Source organism: Nitrosomonas sp. PY1 (genome assembly GCF_022836435.1).
GTDB lineage: Bacteria > Pseudomonadota > Gammaproteobacteria > Burkholderiales > Nitrosomonadaceae > Nitrosomonas.
In genome coordinates, this window is sequence record NZ_BQXC01000001.1 from 296,065 (window position 1) to 315,279 (window position 19,215).

The following is a 19,215-nucleotide window of genomic DNA, read 5'->3' on the forward strand; positions in this document are numbered from 1 at the left end:
ATGTTGTTACTGGATAAATGTAACTAAATTCGTACATACAACATACATTGAGATAAGTAGTTATTTGGAACCATGCTATAATTATAAATTGAGCTAACATTTTGTATTATTTATTAATTGCTAGTATGTGTTCTAAAGTTAGGCTCTATTCAGTTAGCTTGAGGCGGAATTTGATGATTTGATACTGTCTCAATTTAGCATCACATGTATGCTTCAATTTGGCAATTTTCTCAATCATTTGAAAAAATGACTATGCAATTTGTGTAAAAGTATTCTTTTTGTGTGTATTGGCAATGTATGCAGAAGTCCTATGGCCGAAGGTATATTTAAGCAATTGCTCATTGGATCGGAAGTGGATTGCCGAGCGAGTTCTGCTGGACTCCATGCTTTAGTGGGAAGACCACCAGAGCCTTTTGCCTGCCAACTTCTACTAAAAAAAGGGATTGATATTTCTAGTTACCGGGCATGTCAAATTAATTCTGGAATGATTCGCAACGCTGACTTAGTTTTGGTAATGGAATTGAATCAAAAAGCTATTGTTGAGAAGCGCGATCCGAGTGCAAGAGGGAAAGTGTATCGATTGGGTGAGTGGGGGAAGTTTGATGTCGGCGATCCTTATCGGAAAGGGATTGCGGTATTTGAGGAATCACTCAAGCTAATTGAGACCGGAGTGTCACAATGGTTAGAAAAACTGTAAATAACGCAAAGAAATAATTTTTTGCGTATATAAGATACGTGCGATATATTTCACGTTTTTAGACCTATAATGAAAGCCTATAATGAAATTAAACCAGCAAAAAACTCATAAATTCTAAATAGCAGAATGAAGTCCTCCAGAGAACTTGATCAGCATATTTTCAATAAGACTAACATATTAGAAGCACTAAAAATACCGAAAATTTTTACATTGAATTGCTATTTACTTTTTTCTGTTCTGAAGGAATGTTTCAATAAAATCAATCATCTATTTCTTTCGGTATCGAATAAAGCACTTTTTTTAGCCAAATTAGTGTTTGTTCCAATCATAATCGTTCAGGTTTCTGCGTGTACGATAGTTCCTGGGCAGCATATGCGCCAGTTCGCCACGGAATCTAGTATTGAATTTCCGGTTACCGAAAATAATGATGTCATTTTCAAAAAACTTAATATTCAGACCATTAACGCTCAGCTCATTATTGATTTAGAAAAGAATATTAATAATAGAAGCTTGGGTGTTAATAATGTAGCAAATCATTACTTTGATTACCGTATCGGCGCTAAAACAATCAAGGCCGTACCGACGCAAGGAGCTTATAGTCAATATCGTGTCGGGCCGCGGGATATCCTTAATATTACTGTCTGGGGGCATCCTGAACTTACTATTCCGGCGGGTGAATTTCGATCTTCCTCGATGGCTGGTAATGTTGTTGGCGAAGATGGTATGTTTTTTTTTCCTTTTGCGGGAGTTATCAAGGCAGAAGATAGAACCGTTGAAGAAATACGTGAAGAATTAACCAAAAAATTATCCCGTTTCATTGAGAATGTTCAACTGGATGTCAGGGTCGCAGAATATCGGAGTCGACGTGTTTATGTGGTTGGCGAGGTAAGCAAACCGGGTGTTTATCTCGTTAGGGATATACCTTTGTCTGTTTTGGAAGCCATTAATGGTGCAGGTGGTGTGACACCCGATGCAGATTTGCGCAATATCACGCTAACCAGAAAAGATAAAACTTATAGCATCAATTTGTTGAGTCTGTATGAAGGAGGAGACACTAGTCAAAATGTGTTGCTTGAACAAGGCGATGTTTTGAATGTTCCAGACAATACGTTTAATAAGGTTTTTGTATTAGGTGAATCAATGTTTGGTCGTGGATTTGGTATTCGGCCGCGTAGCGTCATTATGAATAAAGCACGTATGACATTGACGGAGGCTTTATCTGAATCAGGTGGGTTCGATCAAGAGACAGCTGATGCGGCAAGAGTTTTTGTTTTTAGATCTGCTTTGGGGAAATCTGAGATATTCCTTCTGGATGCAAAATCTCCCGATGCTTTGTTGTTAGCTGAACGCTTTCCAATGCAACCACGTGATGTTGTATTTATTGATCGAGCTGAAGGTATACGCTGGAACCAAATCGTTGCTCAGGTTATACCGACAGTGCAAATGTTGAATCTTTTTGATGGTTCACTGAATGTTCAGCCATTCATGTCTCGCCCATGACCATGCACTTTCCTTATGGAGTGTAAATACTATATGCAAGTTAGGAATTTGTTTGGTTTTTTACGATGATAGATCCAAACAATACTAAAAAAATGACCGAATTCCAACCGGCTCGTGATGATACTGAAATCGACCTGATTGAGTTCTTGGCTATCCTAATGGACGGGAGATGGATCATTCTTTGGGTGGCATCGCTGATCCTATTGTTAGGAGTGGCGAAAGCTTTCCTTGATGAACCTATCTATAAAGCTGATGCAATTTTGCAGGTTGATGATAAACCTAAGATATTGATTGGAATGAAGCAATTGGATGATACTTATCAAGGCAACTTAACAGCATTGGCTGAAGTTGAGCTCATAAAATCAAGAAAAGTATTGGGTGAAGCAATAAGAAATCTTAATTTGGATATCGAAGTGAGCCCAAAGTATTTTCCGATCATTGGGAAAACGATTGCAAGTCAATTTCAAAAAGAAGCCGAGGAGAATCATAGAAAATCGTCGCTGAATAATATTTCTGTTCTTGCACAATATGCGTGGGGTGGAGAATCAATTCAGATCGATATGCTTTCAATACCGAAATCATTGCGCGATAAAGAATTACTTTTGCAAGCCGGCGAGCAAGGGTATTTTCAAATTATTTATGATGAGCAAATCATACTTGATGGAATAGTTGGAAAATTAATCAGTAAACCTATTCAAGATGTTGAGGGTGTTTTCGAAATTCGGATAATACGCTTAGAGGCAAATCCCGGCACGTATTTTACGTTAAAGCAATTTTCTGAAAATAAAGCCATTAATTTATTAAAGGAGAATTTGTCTGTTGCTGAGAAAAACAAACTGACAGGCATACTGGAGCTTACTTTTGAGTCAAAAAGCCCGGAGATGGCCGCCCGTATATTGAATGAGATCGCGAGTATCTATGTACAGCAAAATGTTGAGCATAAGTATGCCGAGGCTCATCAGACATTGGAATTTCTGGAGGAACAATTACCGATACTTCAGAAGCGAAAGGATGAGGCTGTCAATGCATTAAATGTCTACAAGAATAGCAAGGGTTCAGTCGATTTTACTACTGAAACCACTAATGTCCTCAGCGATTTGGTAAATTTACAGACACAAACTACTTTATTGGAGCATAAGCGCGATGAATTGAGACAGACTTACACACAATCACACCCAAATGTTATTGCCATTGACAAACAAATTGCCCGGCTGAAAGCGCAAATTAAATCGCGCGATAACATGATCAAGGCGTTACCTGAAACGCAGCAAGTTATTTTAGGATTGTCTGGAGATGTGCAAATCAGTAGTAATCTTTATAACACGCTATTTGATAAGGCCCAAGCACTCAAGGTAACCAAAGCGGGTACTGTGGGGGATGTTAGGGTGATAGATTATGCGATCGTACCTAACATACCGATCAAGCCGAAAAAAGAATTCATTATCGTAATTGCGTTAGTAATTGGAGTAATACTCGGTATTGCGATTGTATTTATCCGCAAAATGTTGCGTCGTGGAATGGACGATCCAGATCTTATCGAAAAACAATTAAATGTTCCGGTATATGCGACCATTACTTATAGTAAGAATCAGGAAATTCTTAACAAAAAAATTGATAAGCCCAATGCACACCAGAATAATGATTCTCTGTTATTGGCTAAAAGCTATAGTGAAGATAGCGCTATAGAGAGCTTACGTAGCTTTCGAACTACTTTGCACTTTTCTTTGTTAGATGCAAAAAATAATATTATCTTGATTTCTGGACCGAGTCCCAATGTTGGTAAATCTTTTGTTTCAGCAAATCTGGCTGCGGTTGTTTCCGATAGTGGGAAAAAAGTACTATTGATCGATGCGGATTTACGTAAGGGGGCGATTCATAAATTATTACGTGTTAAGAGAGAGCGTGGATTATCCGAGATTATTTTAAACGCCACATCGATTGAAAAAGCAACACATAATATTCCGGTAGCGAATATTGATTTTATTGCGACAGGGACATTACCGCCCAATCCTTCGGAGTTATTATTGCATGAAAGATTCGGTGCTCTTCTGGAAGCATTAACCGTGCGGTACGATTTGATTATTATCGATTCTCCTCCCATTTTGGCTGCTACGGACGCGGCTATTATAAGCCGGTTTGCCAGCGCAACATTCATGGTCATAAAAGCAGGGTTACATACTCGAAGAGAGCTGGACCAAAGTATCAAGAGATTTTCTCAGTCAGGTACAAACATTAAAGGCATTGTGTTTAATGGAATGCTTGAAACATCATCCCGATATGGATATAGCTACAATAGGTACGTTTATCAATATAGTTATAAAAATACTAAGCGATAATTTCTTGTTTAGAACAGATACTAGTATCTGTAGTGTGATCGGACACAATTAATGCTGTGAAGTCTGTATAGTCAGCAAAATTCTTCAAGGTATTTTATTGTGTCGCTCTAAATCAAGCTGTGGTCGAATATTATTTCCCCATACGGCGTGGTATGCGGCGATCATTTTTTCAAGGCTAAAGGTTTCCACGACTCTATTGCGTGCTGCTACGCAGCGCGATTGCCATTCATCGTGATTGCTATAGCATACTAATGCCGAATGGATGGCATTTGCAAGTAAACCGGCATCTGAGGGGGGGGCTATCCAACCCGTGTGACCAATAATGTATGCAGCATCACCGACATCCGTAGTAACACAGGGTGTGCCGCACGCCATCGCTTCGGCCAATACATTGGGAAATGCCTCGCAAGAGCTGGAAAGGATATGTAGATCTAACGCATTCATTACTGCGGGTATATCCGTGCGTTGACCAAGCAATAGCACCTCATCTTGCAAATCGTACTGCTTTATCCAGGAAACAAGCTGCATATTATTCCCATTGAGATCACGGCCTACCAGTATGCAACGAAAAGACACGCCATTTTGTTTGATTATTGTAAGCGCCGCTAAAAGATTGTGGTGATCTTTTTGTGGATCAAAACGCCCTACACAACCTAACAGCAGCGTTTGCTCGTTTATTCCTAATTCTGCACGTAATTTTTTTCTGCTTTCGCTGTCGGGTTTGAAATGATCAAGATTATATCCATTGGGTATCACGGTAAATCGGTCGACTGCAAATCCTAATTGCTGATGTGTTTGCTGTGCCCGTTCGGCGCAACAGATAATACCGGTTGGTACCCAGCGCGATAACAAGGCATTGGTATAAGCCACAGCAATAGTGCGCCATTTAGACTTTCCAACTTCCAGGGAACTGGTACGTATTCCCCAATAGATTTTATGGATACCCGCTAGGCGAGCAACCAAACCGCCAATGAGGTCAGCATGATACATCCAGGTTTGTGCTACATCTGGCTTTAAATTCCGTACCAATCGATATAATTTCAGAATGCTTGATAGTGTTACACGTCCTCTTGGCATGTCCAATTGGTAAACTTGAATGCCTTTTTCTCGCAATAACGGACCATATTTTCCCTTATTAGTCAGTGAAATAACGATGTTGATATTTGTTTTGTCTTCTGAACACAGACGATAGAGCACTGCTTCTGCACCTCCATCACTTAGTCCTGTAATGATATGAATAATCTTCACCTGTTAGGCCCTATAGTACTAAATTTAGAATAAATTCCTCTAAAATTGCGAGGACAGTGGAGTAACCTTAGAATATGGCGTTCTTTGCTATTAATTTTGTGCAAAGATATTATACAGTATCTCCAATCTTAGGAACTTGAGTATTAGTTCTTCAAGATGTTTTATTGTGTCGCTCGCTCTAAATCAAGCTATGGTCGAATATTATTTCCCCATACGGCATGGTATGCGGCGATCATTTTTTCAAGACCAAAGGTTTCCACGACTCTATTGCGTGCTGCTACGCAGCGCGATTGCCATTCATCGTGATTGCTATAGCATACTAATGCCGAATGGATGGCATTTGCAAGTAAACCGGCATCTGAGGGGGGGGCTGTCCAACCCGTGTGACCAATGATGTATGCAGCATCACCGACATCCGTAGCAACACAGGGTGTGCCGCACGCCATCGCTTCGGCCAATACATTGGGAAAAGCCTCGCCGTAGGAGCTAGAAAGGATGTGCAGGTCGAGCGCATTCATTACTGCGGGTATATCCGTGCGTTGACCAAGCAATAGCACCTCATCTTGCAAATCGTACTGTTTTATCCAGGAAACAAGCTGCACATTATTCCCATTGAGATCACGGCCTACCAGTATGCAACGAAAAGACACGCCATTTTGTTTGATTATTGTAAGCGCCGCTAAAAGATTGTGGTGATCTTTTTGTGGATCAAAACGCCCTACACAACCTAACAGCAGCGTTTGCTCGTTTATTCCTAATTCTGCACGTAATTTTTTTCTGCTTTCGCTGTCGGGTTTGAAATGATCAAGATTATATCCATTGGGTATCACGGTAAATCGGTCGACTGCAAATCCTAATTGCTGATGTGTTTGCTGTGCCCGTTCGGCGCAACAGATAATGCCGGTTGGTACCCAGCGCGATAACAAGGCATTGGTATAAGCCACAGCAATAGTGTGCCATTTAGACTTTCCGGTTTCCAGGGAACTGGCGTGAATGCCCCAATATATTTTATGGGTACCTGCTAGACGAGCAACCAAACCACCAACGAGGTCAGCATGATACATCCAGGTTTGTACTACATCTGGCTTTAAATTTCGTAGCAATCGATACAGTTTCAAAATGCTTGATAGTGTTACACATCCTCTTGGCATGTTCAATTGATAAACCTGAATACCTTTTATTCGCAATAATGGGCCATACTTGCCTTCTTCTGTCAAAGATATGACGGTATGAGTGTTTGATTTATCTTCTGAACACAGACGATAGAGCACTGCTTCTGCGCCTCCATCACTCAACCCTGAAATGATATGTATGGCTTTCATTTTTGCTATTATATTGTTGTTTTTAGTGTTTTATTTTCGAGAAAAAGATCATAATATTTTGAGAAAAAAGAAGAATTATTGAATGAGTGTTGGTAATTGACATTGCTTTTATTTATGGGATAGGGAAGCAAGATTTAAGCAGCTTATTCAAGATTTTTCTCAGGATTCTACTACCATTCAGGTAATACAGTTGTCCTATATTTCATTTGTCAATGCTAATATGCGATTACTGACAGGTATTTAGTATGGTAGTTTCTGTGATGAAGTGGTAGAAACAGGTAAATTCGAATCTTTAAGCGTACGATTTTTGGGAGATGAGGTATCAGATCATTCGATGTTATCGTACTTCAGATAGAACTTTTCGCGATTCGCTTTGACCGTTTCTGGGTTTGTACGACTATGGCTTGCCGATCGCCGTGCTATTTATGAAAATCTAAAAGTACCTAAAAATAAATATGGATCTTGAGCTTACATAGAAGCTAGGGTTTTAGCTGGCCTACGTATGGTATTTTCCGGCTAGCAAACGAGATCGCATGTTTGATATTCTTGATGGTAATATTAGCAATACGAAAAATAAAAGATCTTGGTTTTAATCGAAATCGCACGAACCGGAGCGGAGATTTTGCAGGTCATGTTTTTGAAGAGCGTATTCGATATCAAGTAACGCCTGAAATTGGCACCGTGCTAGGTATGCACACTTATCGCGGAAGATTTGTAAAAGCAGAATTGCTGTTAATCCTTCGTGTGCAGCGGTTTATGTGCGCTTTCGCATTGATCATCGCTTTAGTAATATCAGTTTTCTGTATGAATTAGATACACGGCTAACAATTAACAATGATTTTTTATTTTGTGGAAAATAAATTCTATTATCAGTGGCTTGGGTGTATTTATTTTATATCGAAAGGCAGAATTACCTTAATAAAATGATCCATTTTACCGTAAAAAAATTTTAGGTTTTATATTAACATAGCTCTGCTACATTCAAATCACTAAGGAATTATTGACAATGTTGACACACCTGCAGCGCCTCGAGGCAGAAAGCATTCAGATCATGCGGGAAGTGGTTGCGGAATGCGAGCATCCTGTAATGCTCTATTCTATCGGTAAAGATAGCGCTGTTATGCTGCATCTTGCGGTGAAAGCGTTTTATCCTTCCAAACTACCTTTTCCATTATTGCACGTGGACACTACCTGGAAATTCAGGGAGATGATCGAGTTTCGTGATGTTATGGCAAAAAAAATAGGTGCTGACTTGATTGTTCATATCAATCCAAATGGCATTGAAAAAAATATTAATCCTTTTACCCACGGGTCCGCCGTTCATACGGATATTTGGAAGACCGAGGGTCTGAAACAAGCGCTGGATAAACATGGATTCGATGTGGCCTTTGGTGGGGCGCGCCGAGATGAAGAAAAATCACGTGCAAAAGAACGTATTTTTTCAATTCGTTCAGCGCAGCATCGCTGGGACCCAAAGCTACAGCGTCCAGAGCTTTGGCGACTCTATAATGCACGTAAAAACAAAGGCGAAAGTATCCGTGTATTTCCATTGTCAAATTGGACTGAACTGGACATCTGGCAGTACATTTATTTGAATAATATTCCGATTGTGCCTCTGTATTTTGCTAAAGACCGCCCTGTTGTCGAACGGGATGGGACATTGATTATGGTCGATGATGATCGCATGCCGATGAAGCAAGGGGAGGTGCCTATGATGAAAAAAGTACGTTTCCGCACGCTGGGTTGTTATCCACTAACAGGTGCTATAGAAAGCGATGCAGAAACGCTAACATCAATTATCCAAGAAATGCTACTGACTAAAACTTCCGAACGCCAAGGTAGATTAATCGATCATGATTCAACGGGCTCAATGGAGAAGAAGAAACAGGAGGGATACTTCTAATGGCGCATGTATCTGATTTGATCGCAGAAGATATCGAGTTATATTTAAAAACTCACGAGAACAAAAGCTTACTTCGTTTTATCACCTGCGGTAGTGTGGATGATGGAAAAAGCACTTTGATCGGGCGGTTGCTGTACGAATCTAAAATGCTATTTGAAGATCAACTGACGCAATTGGAAGTGGATTCTAAGAAAGTAGGCACGCAAGCTGGTGATCTGGATTTTGCGCTTTTAGTCGACGGGCTCGCCGCAGAGCGAGAGCAGGGAATTACGATTGATGTAGCCTATCGATTCTTTTCTACCGACAAGAGAAAATTTATTGTCGCTGATACTCCGGGACACGAGCAGTATACCCGCAACATGGTTACTGGTGCTTCTACGGCAGATGTCGCTGTAATTTTGATCGATGCACGTAAAGGCGTATTAACGCAGACTCGTCGTCACAGCTATTTAGTTTCGCTGATTGGTATTCGTCATGTTGTGTTGGCAATCAACAAGCTCGATATGGTTGGGTATTCAGAAGAAATTTTTAATCAGATCAATGGGGAATATCACGTATTTGCAAAGAATCTGGGATTACAAAATATCGTATCTATTCCGATGTCTGCACTGAAAGGCGACAATATTACCGAGTTGAGTGCCAATACACCTTGGTATCAAGGACAAACATTGATGGGATATCTGGAAAACTTACAGGTTGAGAATGCCGTGATCGAACCGGGTGTTTTTCGCTTACCCGTGCAGTGGGTTAATCGTCCCAACCTGGATTTTCGCGGTTTTTCTGGTATGGTGGTACGCGGTAGTATCAAGCCCGGTGATACCATTCGAGCATTACCTTCGGGTAAAGAAAGTAAAGTTGCGCGCATTGTCACCAGTGATGGGGATCTCGATAAAGCAATTACAGGACAATCCATTACGCTGACACTAACCGATGAGATCGATATCAGTCGTGGTGATGTGATCGCCGCAACCGATTCTCCTCCCAGTGTGGCGGATCAATTTGAGGCCACCGTGGTATGGATGTCCGAAGAACCAATGCTGCCCGGCAGGCCGTATTTGATGAAAATTGGAACAAGAACGGTTACTGTAACTATTTCGATGTTGAAACATAAGGTTAATGTCAATACGTTGGAGCAGATTGCGGTTACAAAATTAGAATTAAATGAGATTGGTGTTTGCAATCTCAGCTCTGACCGCTTGATTGCCTTCGATCCGTATAAGGAAGATCGCGATACCGGTGGGTTTATCTTGATCGATCGTTTGACGAATAATACGGTTGGTGCTGGTATGCTGCACTTTGCGTTACGCCGATCGCAAAATATTCACTGGCAGGCAATCAATATCAATAAGAAAGCTCATGCGGCGCTTAAAGGACAGAAACCTTTTATACTCTGGTTTACTGGCCTATCTGGCAGTGGTAAATCAACTATTGCTAATTTAGTTGAGAAAAAGCTCTACTCGCTTGGTAAGCATACCTACTTGTTGGATGGCGACAATATCCGTCACGGATTGAACAAGGACCTTGGTTTTACTGATGCAGATCGCGTGGAAAATATTCGCCGTATTGCGGAAGTTGCAAAATTGATGATCGATGCAGGGCAAATTGTTCTCGTATCCTTTATTTCGCCATTCCGCTCTGAACGCAGAATGGCGCGCGATTTGGTCGAGCAAGGTGAGTTTTTGGAGATATTCATCGACACTCCGATTGAAGTGGCTGAACAAAGAGACCCTAAAGGATTGTATAAAAAAGTGCGTCGTGGTGAACTGAAAAACTTTACCGGTATTGACTCACCTTATGAAGCGCCGGAGAATGCTGAGGTACGCGTAAATACGGTGAATCAAGAACCTGAGCAAGCAGCTGAGCAAATCGTAAATTACTTGATAGAAAGCGGCTTACTTGATTCGCATTGACACGATTGTTTTAAACAACGCACCCACAAATGAATCACTACTACGTATTTAATGGCGACGCTGATGGATTATGCGCATTGCATCAATTATGTTTGACCAATCCGGAGGAAAGGGATGTCAAGCTTATTACCGGCGTAAAACGAGATATCAAACTGTTGGATCGAGTGGAAGCCGAATCGGGTGATCGAGTCACTGTGCTAGATATTTCGCTTGATAGTAACCGCAATGGTTTGGTGCGTTTATTAGATGCTGGAGTGCAAGTTGCATATTTCGATCATCATCATGCCGGAGAAATACCGCAATATTCAAATTTGACTGCACGAATCGATTTGTCGCCGGATATATGTACTAGTCTTTTGGTCGATCAGCATCTAAGCGGGCAATATCATTTGTGGGCAATGACTGCGGCGTTTGGCGACAATCTCGTAAAGAAAGCGCAACAGCTTACAGCAGAAGCGGGGCTCTCTCCGTCTGCATCTGAGCAATTAGCTTATCTCGGCGAATATCTAAATTACAATGGATACGGAGATCATCTGTCGGATCTGCATTTCCATCCTGTGGCACTCTACGAAGCAATCAAGCACTATACTAATCCTTTTGATTTTATTGCACAGTCTAATGCATTTACAAAATTGGCTGATGGCTATCGAGAGGATATGCGATGCGCAAATTCACTATGTCCGTTAGCGGGTGACGACAAATATGCAGCTTATGTATTACCGAATGAGGCTTGGGCTCGTCGTGTGATGGGTATTTTTGCCAACAAATTGACAAATGAAAATCCACAACGTGCGCATGCTGTGATAACGCCTAATCATTCAGGCGATTATACAGTCAGTGTTAGGGCTGCACTGAGGAATCCACAGGGCGCTGATTCGTTGTGTTTGCAATTCGATACGGGGGGAGGACGTAAAGCTGCTGCTGGTATTAATCACTTGCCGATTGATGCACTGGATAATTTTGTTGCAACATTTAAACAGCATTTCTGTAATTAAATATAGTGACAATTTTCGAAGAACTCATAGCAATTTAATTTATTTTTTAAAGGTACGAGATTATGATTCTTGTCACAGGCGGAGCCGGTTATATCGGATCACATACTTGTGTTGAATTACTTAACGCGGGTTTTGATGTGACTGTTTTTGATAATTTTTGTAATAGTAGTCCTGAAGCATTAATTCGTGTTGAACAGATTACGAGAAAGAAATTAACTTTAATTACAGGAGACTGCCGAGACCGGGGTGCTATGATAAAAGCGCTTAAGGAAAGTCAGGCATCTGCGGTGATTCATTTTGCTGGGTTGAAAGCAGTGGGTGAATCAGTTGAGAATCCAACGATTTATTATGATAATAACGTTGTTGGGACGTTACGGTTAATCGAAGCAATGCAGGAATGTCAATTAAAAACCTTGGTTTTTAGTTCTTCAGCAACCGTATATGGTGACCCTGTTAAATTACCTTTAACCGAAGATCATCCGTTGGCCCCAACCAATCCTTACGGACGTAGCAAGAAGATGATTGAAGAAATGTTATGCGATCTTTATCAGAGTGATCATTCATTTAAGATCGCCATTCTGCGTTACTTTAATCCAGTAGGTGCTCATGATAGTGGATTAATCGGTGAAGACCCGAGAGGTATCCCTAATAACTTAATGCCTTTTGTGGCTCAAGTGGCTGTGGGGCGGCAGGAATCGTTAAGTGTATGGGGTAGCGATTATCCTACTCCGGATGGCACCGGTGTGCGTGACTACATTCACGTGGTGGATTTAGCTCTGGGTCACCTGAAGGCCCTGGAAGCATTGAAGATTGCCAGTGAAAAGCGAAACAGCTGTTTGACGATTAATCTGGGCACGGGGCAAGGTTATAGTGTATTGGATGTTGTACGTGCTTATGAGAAAGCAAGCAAAAAAAATATTCCTTACCGTATTGCGCCAAGACGACCCGGTGATATCGCTTCTTGCTATGCCGATCCTAAACGTGCACACGATGTATTGGGATGGCAAGCAAAACTTGGTTTGGATGAAATGTGTGCTAACAGTTGGCATTGGCAAAGCAACAATCCCACTGGCTATCAGCAGAATTGATTTATTTTAAGGAGATATCGGTATGAAAGCGATAAGAAAGGCAGTATTTCCTGTTGCTGGACTTGGTACAAGATTTTTACCGGCAACCAAAGCTAATCCAAAGGAAATGCTGCCGATCGTTGATAAACCGCTGATACAATTCGCCGCTGAAGAAGCAGTTGCAGCAGGTATCGATGTGCTTATTTTTATTATTGGACGGAATAAAAATTCAATTCCGGATCATTTCGATAAGGCATTCGAGCTTGAGACCAAGCTGGAGGAAGGGAAAAAGCAAGAAATGTTGGGAATCGTGCGCAATATCTTGCCATCCCATGTCGATTGCGTTTACATTCGGCAAGCCGAAGCGCTTGGGCTTGGACACGCGGTTTTGTGCGCTCAATCAGTCGTAGGTGATGAGCCTTTTGCGGTACTTCTTGCCGACGATCTCATTGATGCGGGAGAACGCACTTGCCTAAATCAGATGGTAGACATTCATAACCACCATCATTGCTCGGTCTTAGGAATTGAACGAGTAGAGCCAGAAACTGTGAATCGCTATGGGATTATTGATAGTTCTGCGATGGCTGAACGGCTTACAAAAGTCAATGCGATCGTAGAAAAACCGGCTATTGACAAGGCACCCTCTAATTTGGCGGTAGTAGGGCGTTACATTTTGACACCTCGTATTTTTAAACTGCTCGAACAGACTGAACGTGGTGCAGGTAATGAAATTCAATTAACCGATGGAATTGCAAAGCTTCTTAAAGAGGAAACTGTACTAGGATATGAGTTTGAAGGAAAGCGTTTCGACTGTGGAAGTAAGTTGGGTTATTTACATGCTACTGTGGAGTTTGCATTGAAGCATACGGAGCTAAGAAAAGATTTTGAAAACTATCTTCGCGACCTAACTGAAAAAATATAGAAAACACAGCTTTGACAACCCCGCATTCTTATCCTCAGTAAGTTAAAAACATTTTCCTGTTTTCAATCTATTTGCTGAGAATAAGAATACGTGTATCTATTGGATAGATACCATCATTGCATGAGTTTTCTCAACACGTAAGGCAAGATTCCACCGTGATTGTAATAATCTGCTTCAATGGGTGTATCGATTCGGCACAATAGCTTTATCGTTTGACTAGAGCCATCCTTTTTGCGGACAATCAAAGTAACGTCTTTTTGTGGCTCAATCTTTTCCAAACCTTCAATATCAAATTGATCGTCTCCCGTGATATTTAATGATTGCACTGTGTCGTTGTTTTTAAATTGTAGCGGAAGAACCCCCATGCCAATCAGATTACTGCGGTGGATGCGTTCAAAACTGACAGCAATCACTGCTTTAACTCCCAATAGTTGAGTCCCTTTTGCAGCCCAGTCTCGACTTGAACCTGTACCATATTCCGCCCCCCCAAATACAACTGTTGGAATTTTTTGCGCCTGATATTTCATCGCAGCATCATAAATGCTCATTTCTACTGGTGCAGCGGGGTTCTCTGCATAGCATAATGTGATACCGCCTTCGCTACCAGGAATCATCAAATTTTTGATTCGAACGTTGGCAAAAGTACCTCGCATCATTACTTCATGATTGCCACGACGAGAACCATAGCTATTAAAGTCAGCCTTATCAACGTGATGATCTAACAAATAATGTCCGGCCGGTGAAGTATCTTTGATTGAGCCAGCTGGGCTAATGTGATCAGTTGTAACAGAATCGCCAAATATTCCCAAAGCAAAAGCATTTTTGATACTGACAGAGGTAGCACTGGGTTGCAATGAAAACTCATCAAAAAAGGGTGGTTGTGCAATATAAGTTGATTCAGGCCAGTCAAATACATCCCCGGTCACTGAAGTGATATTGTTCCACAGATGGTGATCTTTGGTGAGATCACCATAAAGTTGTCGAAATTTATCGGCATTGGTCGCAAATTTCAATAAATCGTGAATCTCGGTACTATTAGGCCATATATCTTTTAACCAGATTGGTTGATTATTGTGGCCTATGCCTAAAGGCTCCTGGGTAAGATCTTTTAAAATGGTGCCTGCGATTGCATAAGCTACAACCAGAGGTGGAGAAGATAGAAAATTTGCCTTTATATTAGCGTGAATACGCGCCTCGAAATTTCGATTGCCTGACAAAACAGCTGCGCATACCAAATCATTCTTGATAATGGCTTCTTCGATCGGACGAGCTAGCGGCCCAGAGTTTCCAATGCAGGTTGTGCAGCCGTAGCCGGCCAAATAAAAGCCTAATTGCTCAAGATAGGGCATTAATCCGGTAATTGTCAGGTAATCCGTGACTATTCGTGAGCCAGGTGCGAGCGATGTTTTGATGTGTGGTTTTACTGATAGCCCTTTCTCAATCGCTTTTTTAGCCAGTAGTCCTGCAGCAAGTAGGACGCTTGGGTTTGAAGTATTGGTGCAAGAAGTGATAGCCGCAACCAAAACATCACCATGCCCCAATTCAACGGACGATCCAATGCATTTTGCGTATTGATCTGTTTTTCCATGGACTGGCCGATTACTGGTCATTTCAGTAACATTTCGTATGGCTGTCTTAGATTCAGCTGCGTTAATTGCAGTGTTTTCCGCCATTTCTTCAACAGTATCAATAACGGTGTCAGATGAAATACATATATCAGAATCTACTTTTTGAATGTCTTGTGTCTGATAACGTTGGTAAATATCTTCGTTATCTTTGCCATATCCGTTATTCGTGACGGGTTTATTAAATAATTCAACAAATTTATTTTTGATCTCACCGAGATTGATACGGTCTTGTGGCCGTTTAGGGCCTGCCAGGGAAGGAATCACCGAACTTAGGTCAAGCGTCAATACCTGTGTGTAATCAATGCTGCCTGTCAATGGGATTCCATAGAGTCCTTGCGATTTGAAATATGCTTGAAACAAATCAATTTCCGATTGATCTCTTCCCGTTTCTTTGAAATATTTGATTGTTGCATCATCAACTGGGAAGAAACCCATTGTGGCGCCATACTCGGGTGCCATATTGGCAATGGTGGCGCGGTCAGGTAATGCGAGGGAAGCTGTTCCTGTACCAAAGAATTCGACAAATTTACCGACCACATTGGTTTTTCGCAGCATTTCAGTAATCGTTAGCACCAAATCAGTTGCGGTAACACCTTCAGTTAGATGTCCCGTAAGATTTACACCGATCACATCGGGTGTAAGGAAGTAGATCGGTTGTCCGAGCATACCGGCTTCTGCTTCAATGCCGCCTACTCCCCAGCCTACGGTGCCAATACCGTTGATCATAGTGGTGTGTGAATCCGTACCCACCAAAGTATCCGGAAAAACAACACCTTCTTTCTGATGTACGCCTCGCGCAAGATATTCCAGATTGACTTGATGAACGATACCGATTCCAGGAGGAATTACTTTGAAGTTATCAAAAGCTTGCATACCCCATTTAATGAATTGATAGCGCTCATGGTTTCTGGAAAACTCCATTTCCATATTATTGCTCAACGCTGTTTTGGTACCGTAATAATCAACTTGTACGGAATGGTCGACTACCAAATCAACCGGAACGAGAGGTTCAACCAGTTTGGGATCTTTTCCAAGATTAACTGCGGCACTGCGCATAGCAGCCAGATCTACTAATAAAGGTACGCCGGTAAAGTCTTGCAAAACAATACGTGATACCACAAAAGGTATTTCATCCGTCCTGACCGCATTGGGTTGCCAATTTGCCAGTTGGCGTACATGTGCTTCGGTAATTTTTTTTGCATCATAATTGCGAAGTACAGACTCCAAAATAATTCGAATTGAGACAGGCAGGCGGGAAATTTTTCCAATGCCATTTTTTTCTAGAGATGGTAATGAATAATATTTCAATTGACTTGATTTATTATTTGGTAATTCGCTCAATGTGTTGAATAAATTATGATTCATATAGAATTCCTGCAAAAAATATGAAAAGGCGCCTAAGTATGCATGTGATGATATATTTTTGAACAAACAAAGTCACGTTCAGTGCTATTGACCGCATTCTTAAAAGAAAAGAATCAGGTGAGTTGATTAAATTCGTGAATGAAGATATTTTTGGGAGAAAATACCAATGCCTGAACATAAACACGGAAAACCCGGACTCGAGAAAATTCGTCGGTGCATACTAAGCTAAGCCAATATTTTATAAGTCTTTGTAAGGAGGATTTCATTGTTAAGTACTGGTTACCAGAAAATAACTGCCTTGCTCAATAGCGGTACCGATCTATTTCCGCTTTTGATATTACGGTTAATCCTGGCCTATGAGTTTTGGGATGCAGGTTTTATGAAACTCAATAGTAAAAACTGGTTTGATCAGCTTAACTTTCCTTACCCTTTAAATCTGATCTCTGATGATAGCTTGTGGATTATGAGCACCTGGCTTGAAATTGTTGGTGCGATTGGTTTGTTGTTGGGATTAGGCACTCGTTTCTTCACCGCAGCATTGATGGTGTTGACTGTTGTAGCCATTTACACGGTACACTGGCCTATCGAGTGGCATACTTTGGCTGATCTCAGTAAAGGCTTTGTCATCACGGATAGCGGTTTCGGGAATTTTAAACTGCCTGTTATGTACCTTGCTATGTTCATGCCGCTACTATTTGGTGGCGCTGGAAGATTGAGCATAGATTACGTTATTAATAACTATTTGCGGAGAAAGAAATAAAGAACCAATGTGCTAGGTTTTAAAAGGTGGCAAATATTTTTAAGACGTAATTTCTATTTCTTATTGGACAACTTGGCTCATAAGTCTTGGGTAACCGCCGCATGTAATGAGTATTTTTTATTCCTGGCTCGAGATTTATTACGCTTAGATAAGATTTTCCTCTTACAGATCATGGTAGTATTCCTCTTTGATTCGATCGACATAATCAGTCAGATTGCGCTTTGATAATGCATATTCTTTCAGTGGCGATTCAATTGGACAGCGAACAATGTTGATGAGGTGGCCGAATGCGGATGCATCGAGTGTCGTCGGTTGATTTCCTAGGAAGTATTGCTTATTATCAAGCGTCGTAGATAGTGCATCGATATCTTGTTTGCCGAGCATGAAAATTTCTTCAGCTTGGTGTCTACCGGTGCCGTGCCCATAAATCTGTTGTTTTATTTTTTGCCGCCACACACTGCCAGCGATATCTCGAATAATGGGTGGGAGCCCTCCAAAGATTGCTTTCTTATTGATTTGCCAATTGGCATCAGTGTATTGCCAGCGTGTATACATTACAGCCCAGAATAAATGCTCGTCTAGCAAGCGTTGCATGGCTAACGATATTGCTCGTTCTGTATCATTGAGCGTTTTGTCCAAATCTTGATAGGTTGATTTGAGATAAGCAACGATAAAGCTGGAATCACCTAAAGCTTCATTGCCATCTTCTATAAAAGGTAATTTGCCTTTGGGTGCGCTAAAAGGGAGTGCCGGTTTGATGTCATATTCGATATCGGTCATTCGCAAATACGTTTCTATCTTACAGCAAAAAGGACTTAAGTTTGGAATGCCCCAAGTGCGTTCAAATTGGTAGAGCTTTATCATGTTGTTGATCCTTATCGTTATATTATTAATTGCTTAGGGTTGGTTGTATAATGCAAGTCAATATACTTTACATGCTTGTTAATTGCAAGTTATTATATTGTGACTGACTAAATGCTTTATTTCTTGAAGGTATGTTTCTTTATGACGAATGATTCGGACAAGCCAATTTTCGAGCGATCATGTTGTCCGGTTGCTTGTGCACTTGATCTACTAGGGGATAAATGGACATTGTTGATTATCCGTGACTTGCTGCGGGGTAAAAAACGCTATCAGGAATTTCTGGAATCGCCGGAACGGATTGCCACGAACATATTGGCCGATAGATTGAAGAGAATAGAATCCGCTGGACTTGTGATTCATCAAGCTTATCAACAAAAGCCGGTTCGTTATGAGTATGCTTTGACAAAAAAAGGAGAAGATCTGACGCCGATACTTCAGGCTTTGGTGAAATGGGGGAGAGCATATTATCCTGATACCAAAGTTTTTGAATCAGTAGAAAAATGATTTGTCAGATAAATTTGATTCTTGTTGCATTTAATCTTCGTTGGAATTATCAAAAAATATCTGCGTTATTACCCATCGTATTAGGAATTGAAACAACGGTATTTGATGTATAGAAACTACCACTCATTATTTATTTCCATAAAATTCGCGGTGACACTGCGGATATGATGGATGAAAAAACCTTATTCCTGCAG

15 protein-coding genes are annotated in these 19,215 nt (G+C 41.0%); 11 read left to right on the forward strand and 4 right to left on the reverse strand.

The genetic code is table 11. The features are described 5' to 3' along the window. Positions 1-280 precede the first annotated feature (280 nt). From W03_RS01360 to W03_RS01370, 3 genes are all read left to right on the forward strand, one after another. Positions 281-697 (forward strand): low molecular weight phosphotyrosine protein phosphatase, encoded by a 417-nt coding sequence (locus W03_RS01360; RefSeq protein WP_279599980.1) that lies wholly within the window; start codon positions 281-283, stop codon positions 695-697. Between the two features lie 312 nt (positions 698-1,009). After that, entirely contained in the window at positions 1,010-2,197 is a 1,188-nt protein-coding gene (locus W03_RS01365; protein WP_244070683.1) for a polysaccharide biosynthesis/export family protein, read from the forward strand. Positions 2,198-2,262: 65 nt separating this feature from the next. Beyond that, positions 2,263-4,533 carry a polysaccharide biosynthesis tyrosine autokinase gene (locus W03_RS01370; protein WP_244070685.1) on the forward strand — a complete coding sequence of 757 codons (2,271 nt, stop codon included), beginning with the start codon at positions 2,263-2,265 and terminating at the stop codon, positions 4,531-4,533. An 84-nt stretch (positions 4,534-4,617) separates the two neighbouring features. Here W03_RS01370 and W03_RS01375 read toward each other — a convergent pair whose 3' ends face one another. Together W03_RS01375 and W03_RS01380 are read right to left on the reverse strand one after the other, a co-directional pair. Further along, the gene (locus W03_RS01375) at positions 4,618-5,781 is read right to left on the reverse strand and encodes a glycosyltransferase (protein ID WP_244070687.1); all 1,164 of its coding nucleotides are present in this window, start codon (positions 5,779-5,781) and stop codon (positions 4,618-4,620) included. 188 nt (positions 5,782-5,969) lie between these two features. Continuing rightward, a complete protein-coding gene (locus W03_RS01380) occupies positions 5,970-7,103 on the reverse strand; it encodes a glycosyltransferase (protein WP_244070689.1) in 1,134 nt (377 codons plus the stop codon). A 549-nt stretch (positions 7,104-7,652) separates the two neighbouring features. On the opposite strand from W03_RS01380, the gene W03_RS01385 reads away from it, so the two are divergent. The 6 genes from W03_RS01385 to galU all read left to right on the forward strand — a co-directional run bounded on the left by W03_RS01385 (position 7,653) and on the right by galU (position 13,900). After that, positions 7,653-7,916 (forward strand): alginate export family protein, encoded by a 264-nt coding sequence (locus tag W03_RS01385; RefSeq protein ID WP_244070690.1) that lies wholly within the window; start codon positions 7,653-7,655, stop codon positions 7,914-7,916. Positions 7,917-8,109: 193 nt separating this feature from the next. Next, complete coding sequence (gene cysD, locus W03_RS01390) at positions 8,110-9,006, forward strand: sulfate adenylyltransferase subunit CysD (RefSeq protein ID WP_244070692.1); 897 nt, start codon at positions 8,110-8,112, stop codon at positions 9,004-9,006. Continuing rightward, complete coding sequence (gene cysN, locus W03_RS01395; protein WP_244070694.1) at positions 9,006-10,916, forward strand: sulfate adenylyltransferase subunit CysN; 1,911 nt, start codon at positions 9,006-9,008, stop codon at positions 10,914-10,916. Before cysD ends, cysN begins: the two co-directional genes overlap by 1 nt. A 29-nt stretch (positions 10,917-10,945) precedes the next feature. After that, positions 10,946-11,911 carry a DHH family phosphoesterase gene (locus W03_RS01400; protein WP_244070696.1) on the forward strand — a complete coding sequence of 322 codons (966 nt, stop codon included), beginning with the start codon at positions 10,946-10,948 and terminating at the stop codon, positions 11,909-11,911. 62 nt (positions 11,912-11,973) lie between these two features. After that, positions 11,974-12,999, forward strand: a complete 1,026-nt coding sequence (galE, locus tag W03_RS01405) for a UDP-glucose 4-epimerase GalE (RefSeq protein WP_244070698.1) — start codon at positions 11,974-11,976, stop codon at positions 12,997-12,999. A 22-nt stretch (positions 13,000-13,021) separates the two neighbouring features. Beyond that, entirely contained in the window at positions 13,022-13,900 is an 879-nt protein-coding gene (gene galU / locus W03_RS01410) for a UTP--glucose-1-phosphate uridylyltransferase GalU (RefSeq protein WP_244070700.1), read from the forward strand. 113 nt (positions 13,901-14,013) lie between these two features. On the opposite strand, the gene W03_RS01415 is transcribed toward galU, so the two are convergent. Then, positions 14,014-16,893, reverse strand: a complete 2,880-nt coding sequence (locus W03_RS01415; protein WP_244070701.1) for an aconitate hydratase — start codon at positions 16,891-16,893, stop codon at positions 14,014-14,016. A gap of 265 nt (positions 16,894-17,158) precedes the next feature. Between W03_RS01415 and W03_RS01420 the strand changes: the two genes are divergently transcribed. Next, on the forward strand, positions 17,159-17,653 hold the full coding sequence (locus tag W03_RS01420) for a DoxX family protein (RefSeq protein WP_244070703.1): 495 nt from the start codon (positions 17,159-17,161) through the stop codon (positions 17,651-17,653). 162 nt (positions 17,654-17,815) lie between these two features. Here W03_RS01420 and W03_RS01425 read toward each other — a convergent pair whose 3' ends face one another. Next, on the reverse strand, positions 17,816-18,517 hold the full coding sequence (locus tag W03_RS01425; RefSeq protein WP_244070705.1) for a glutathione S-transferase family protein: 702 nt from the start codon (positions 18,515-18,517) through the stop codon (positions 17,816-17,818). Positions 18,518-18,658: 141 nt separating this feature from the next. Between W03_RS01425 and W03_RS01430 the strand changes: the two genes are divergently transcribed. Next, on the forward strand, positions 18,659-19,021 hold the full coding sequence (locus W03_RS01430; protein ID WP_244070707.1) for a helix-turn-helix domain-containing protein: 363 nt from the start codon (positions 18,659-18,661) through the stop codon (positions 19,019-19,021). Positions 19,022-19,215 lie beyond the last annotated feature (194 nt).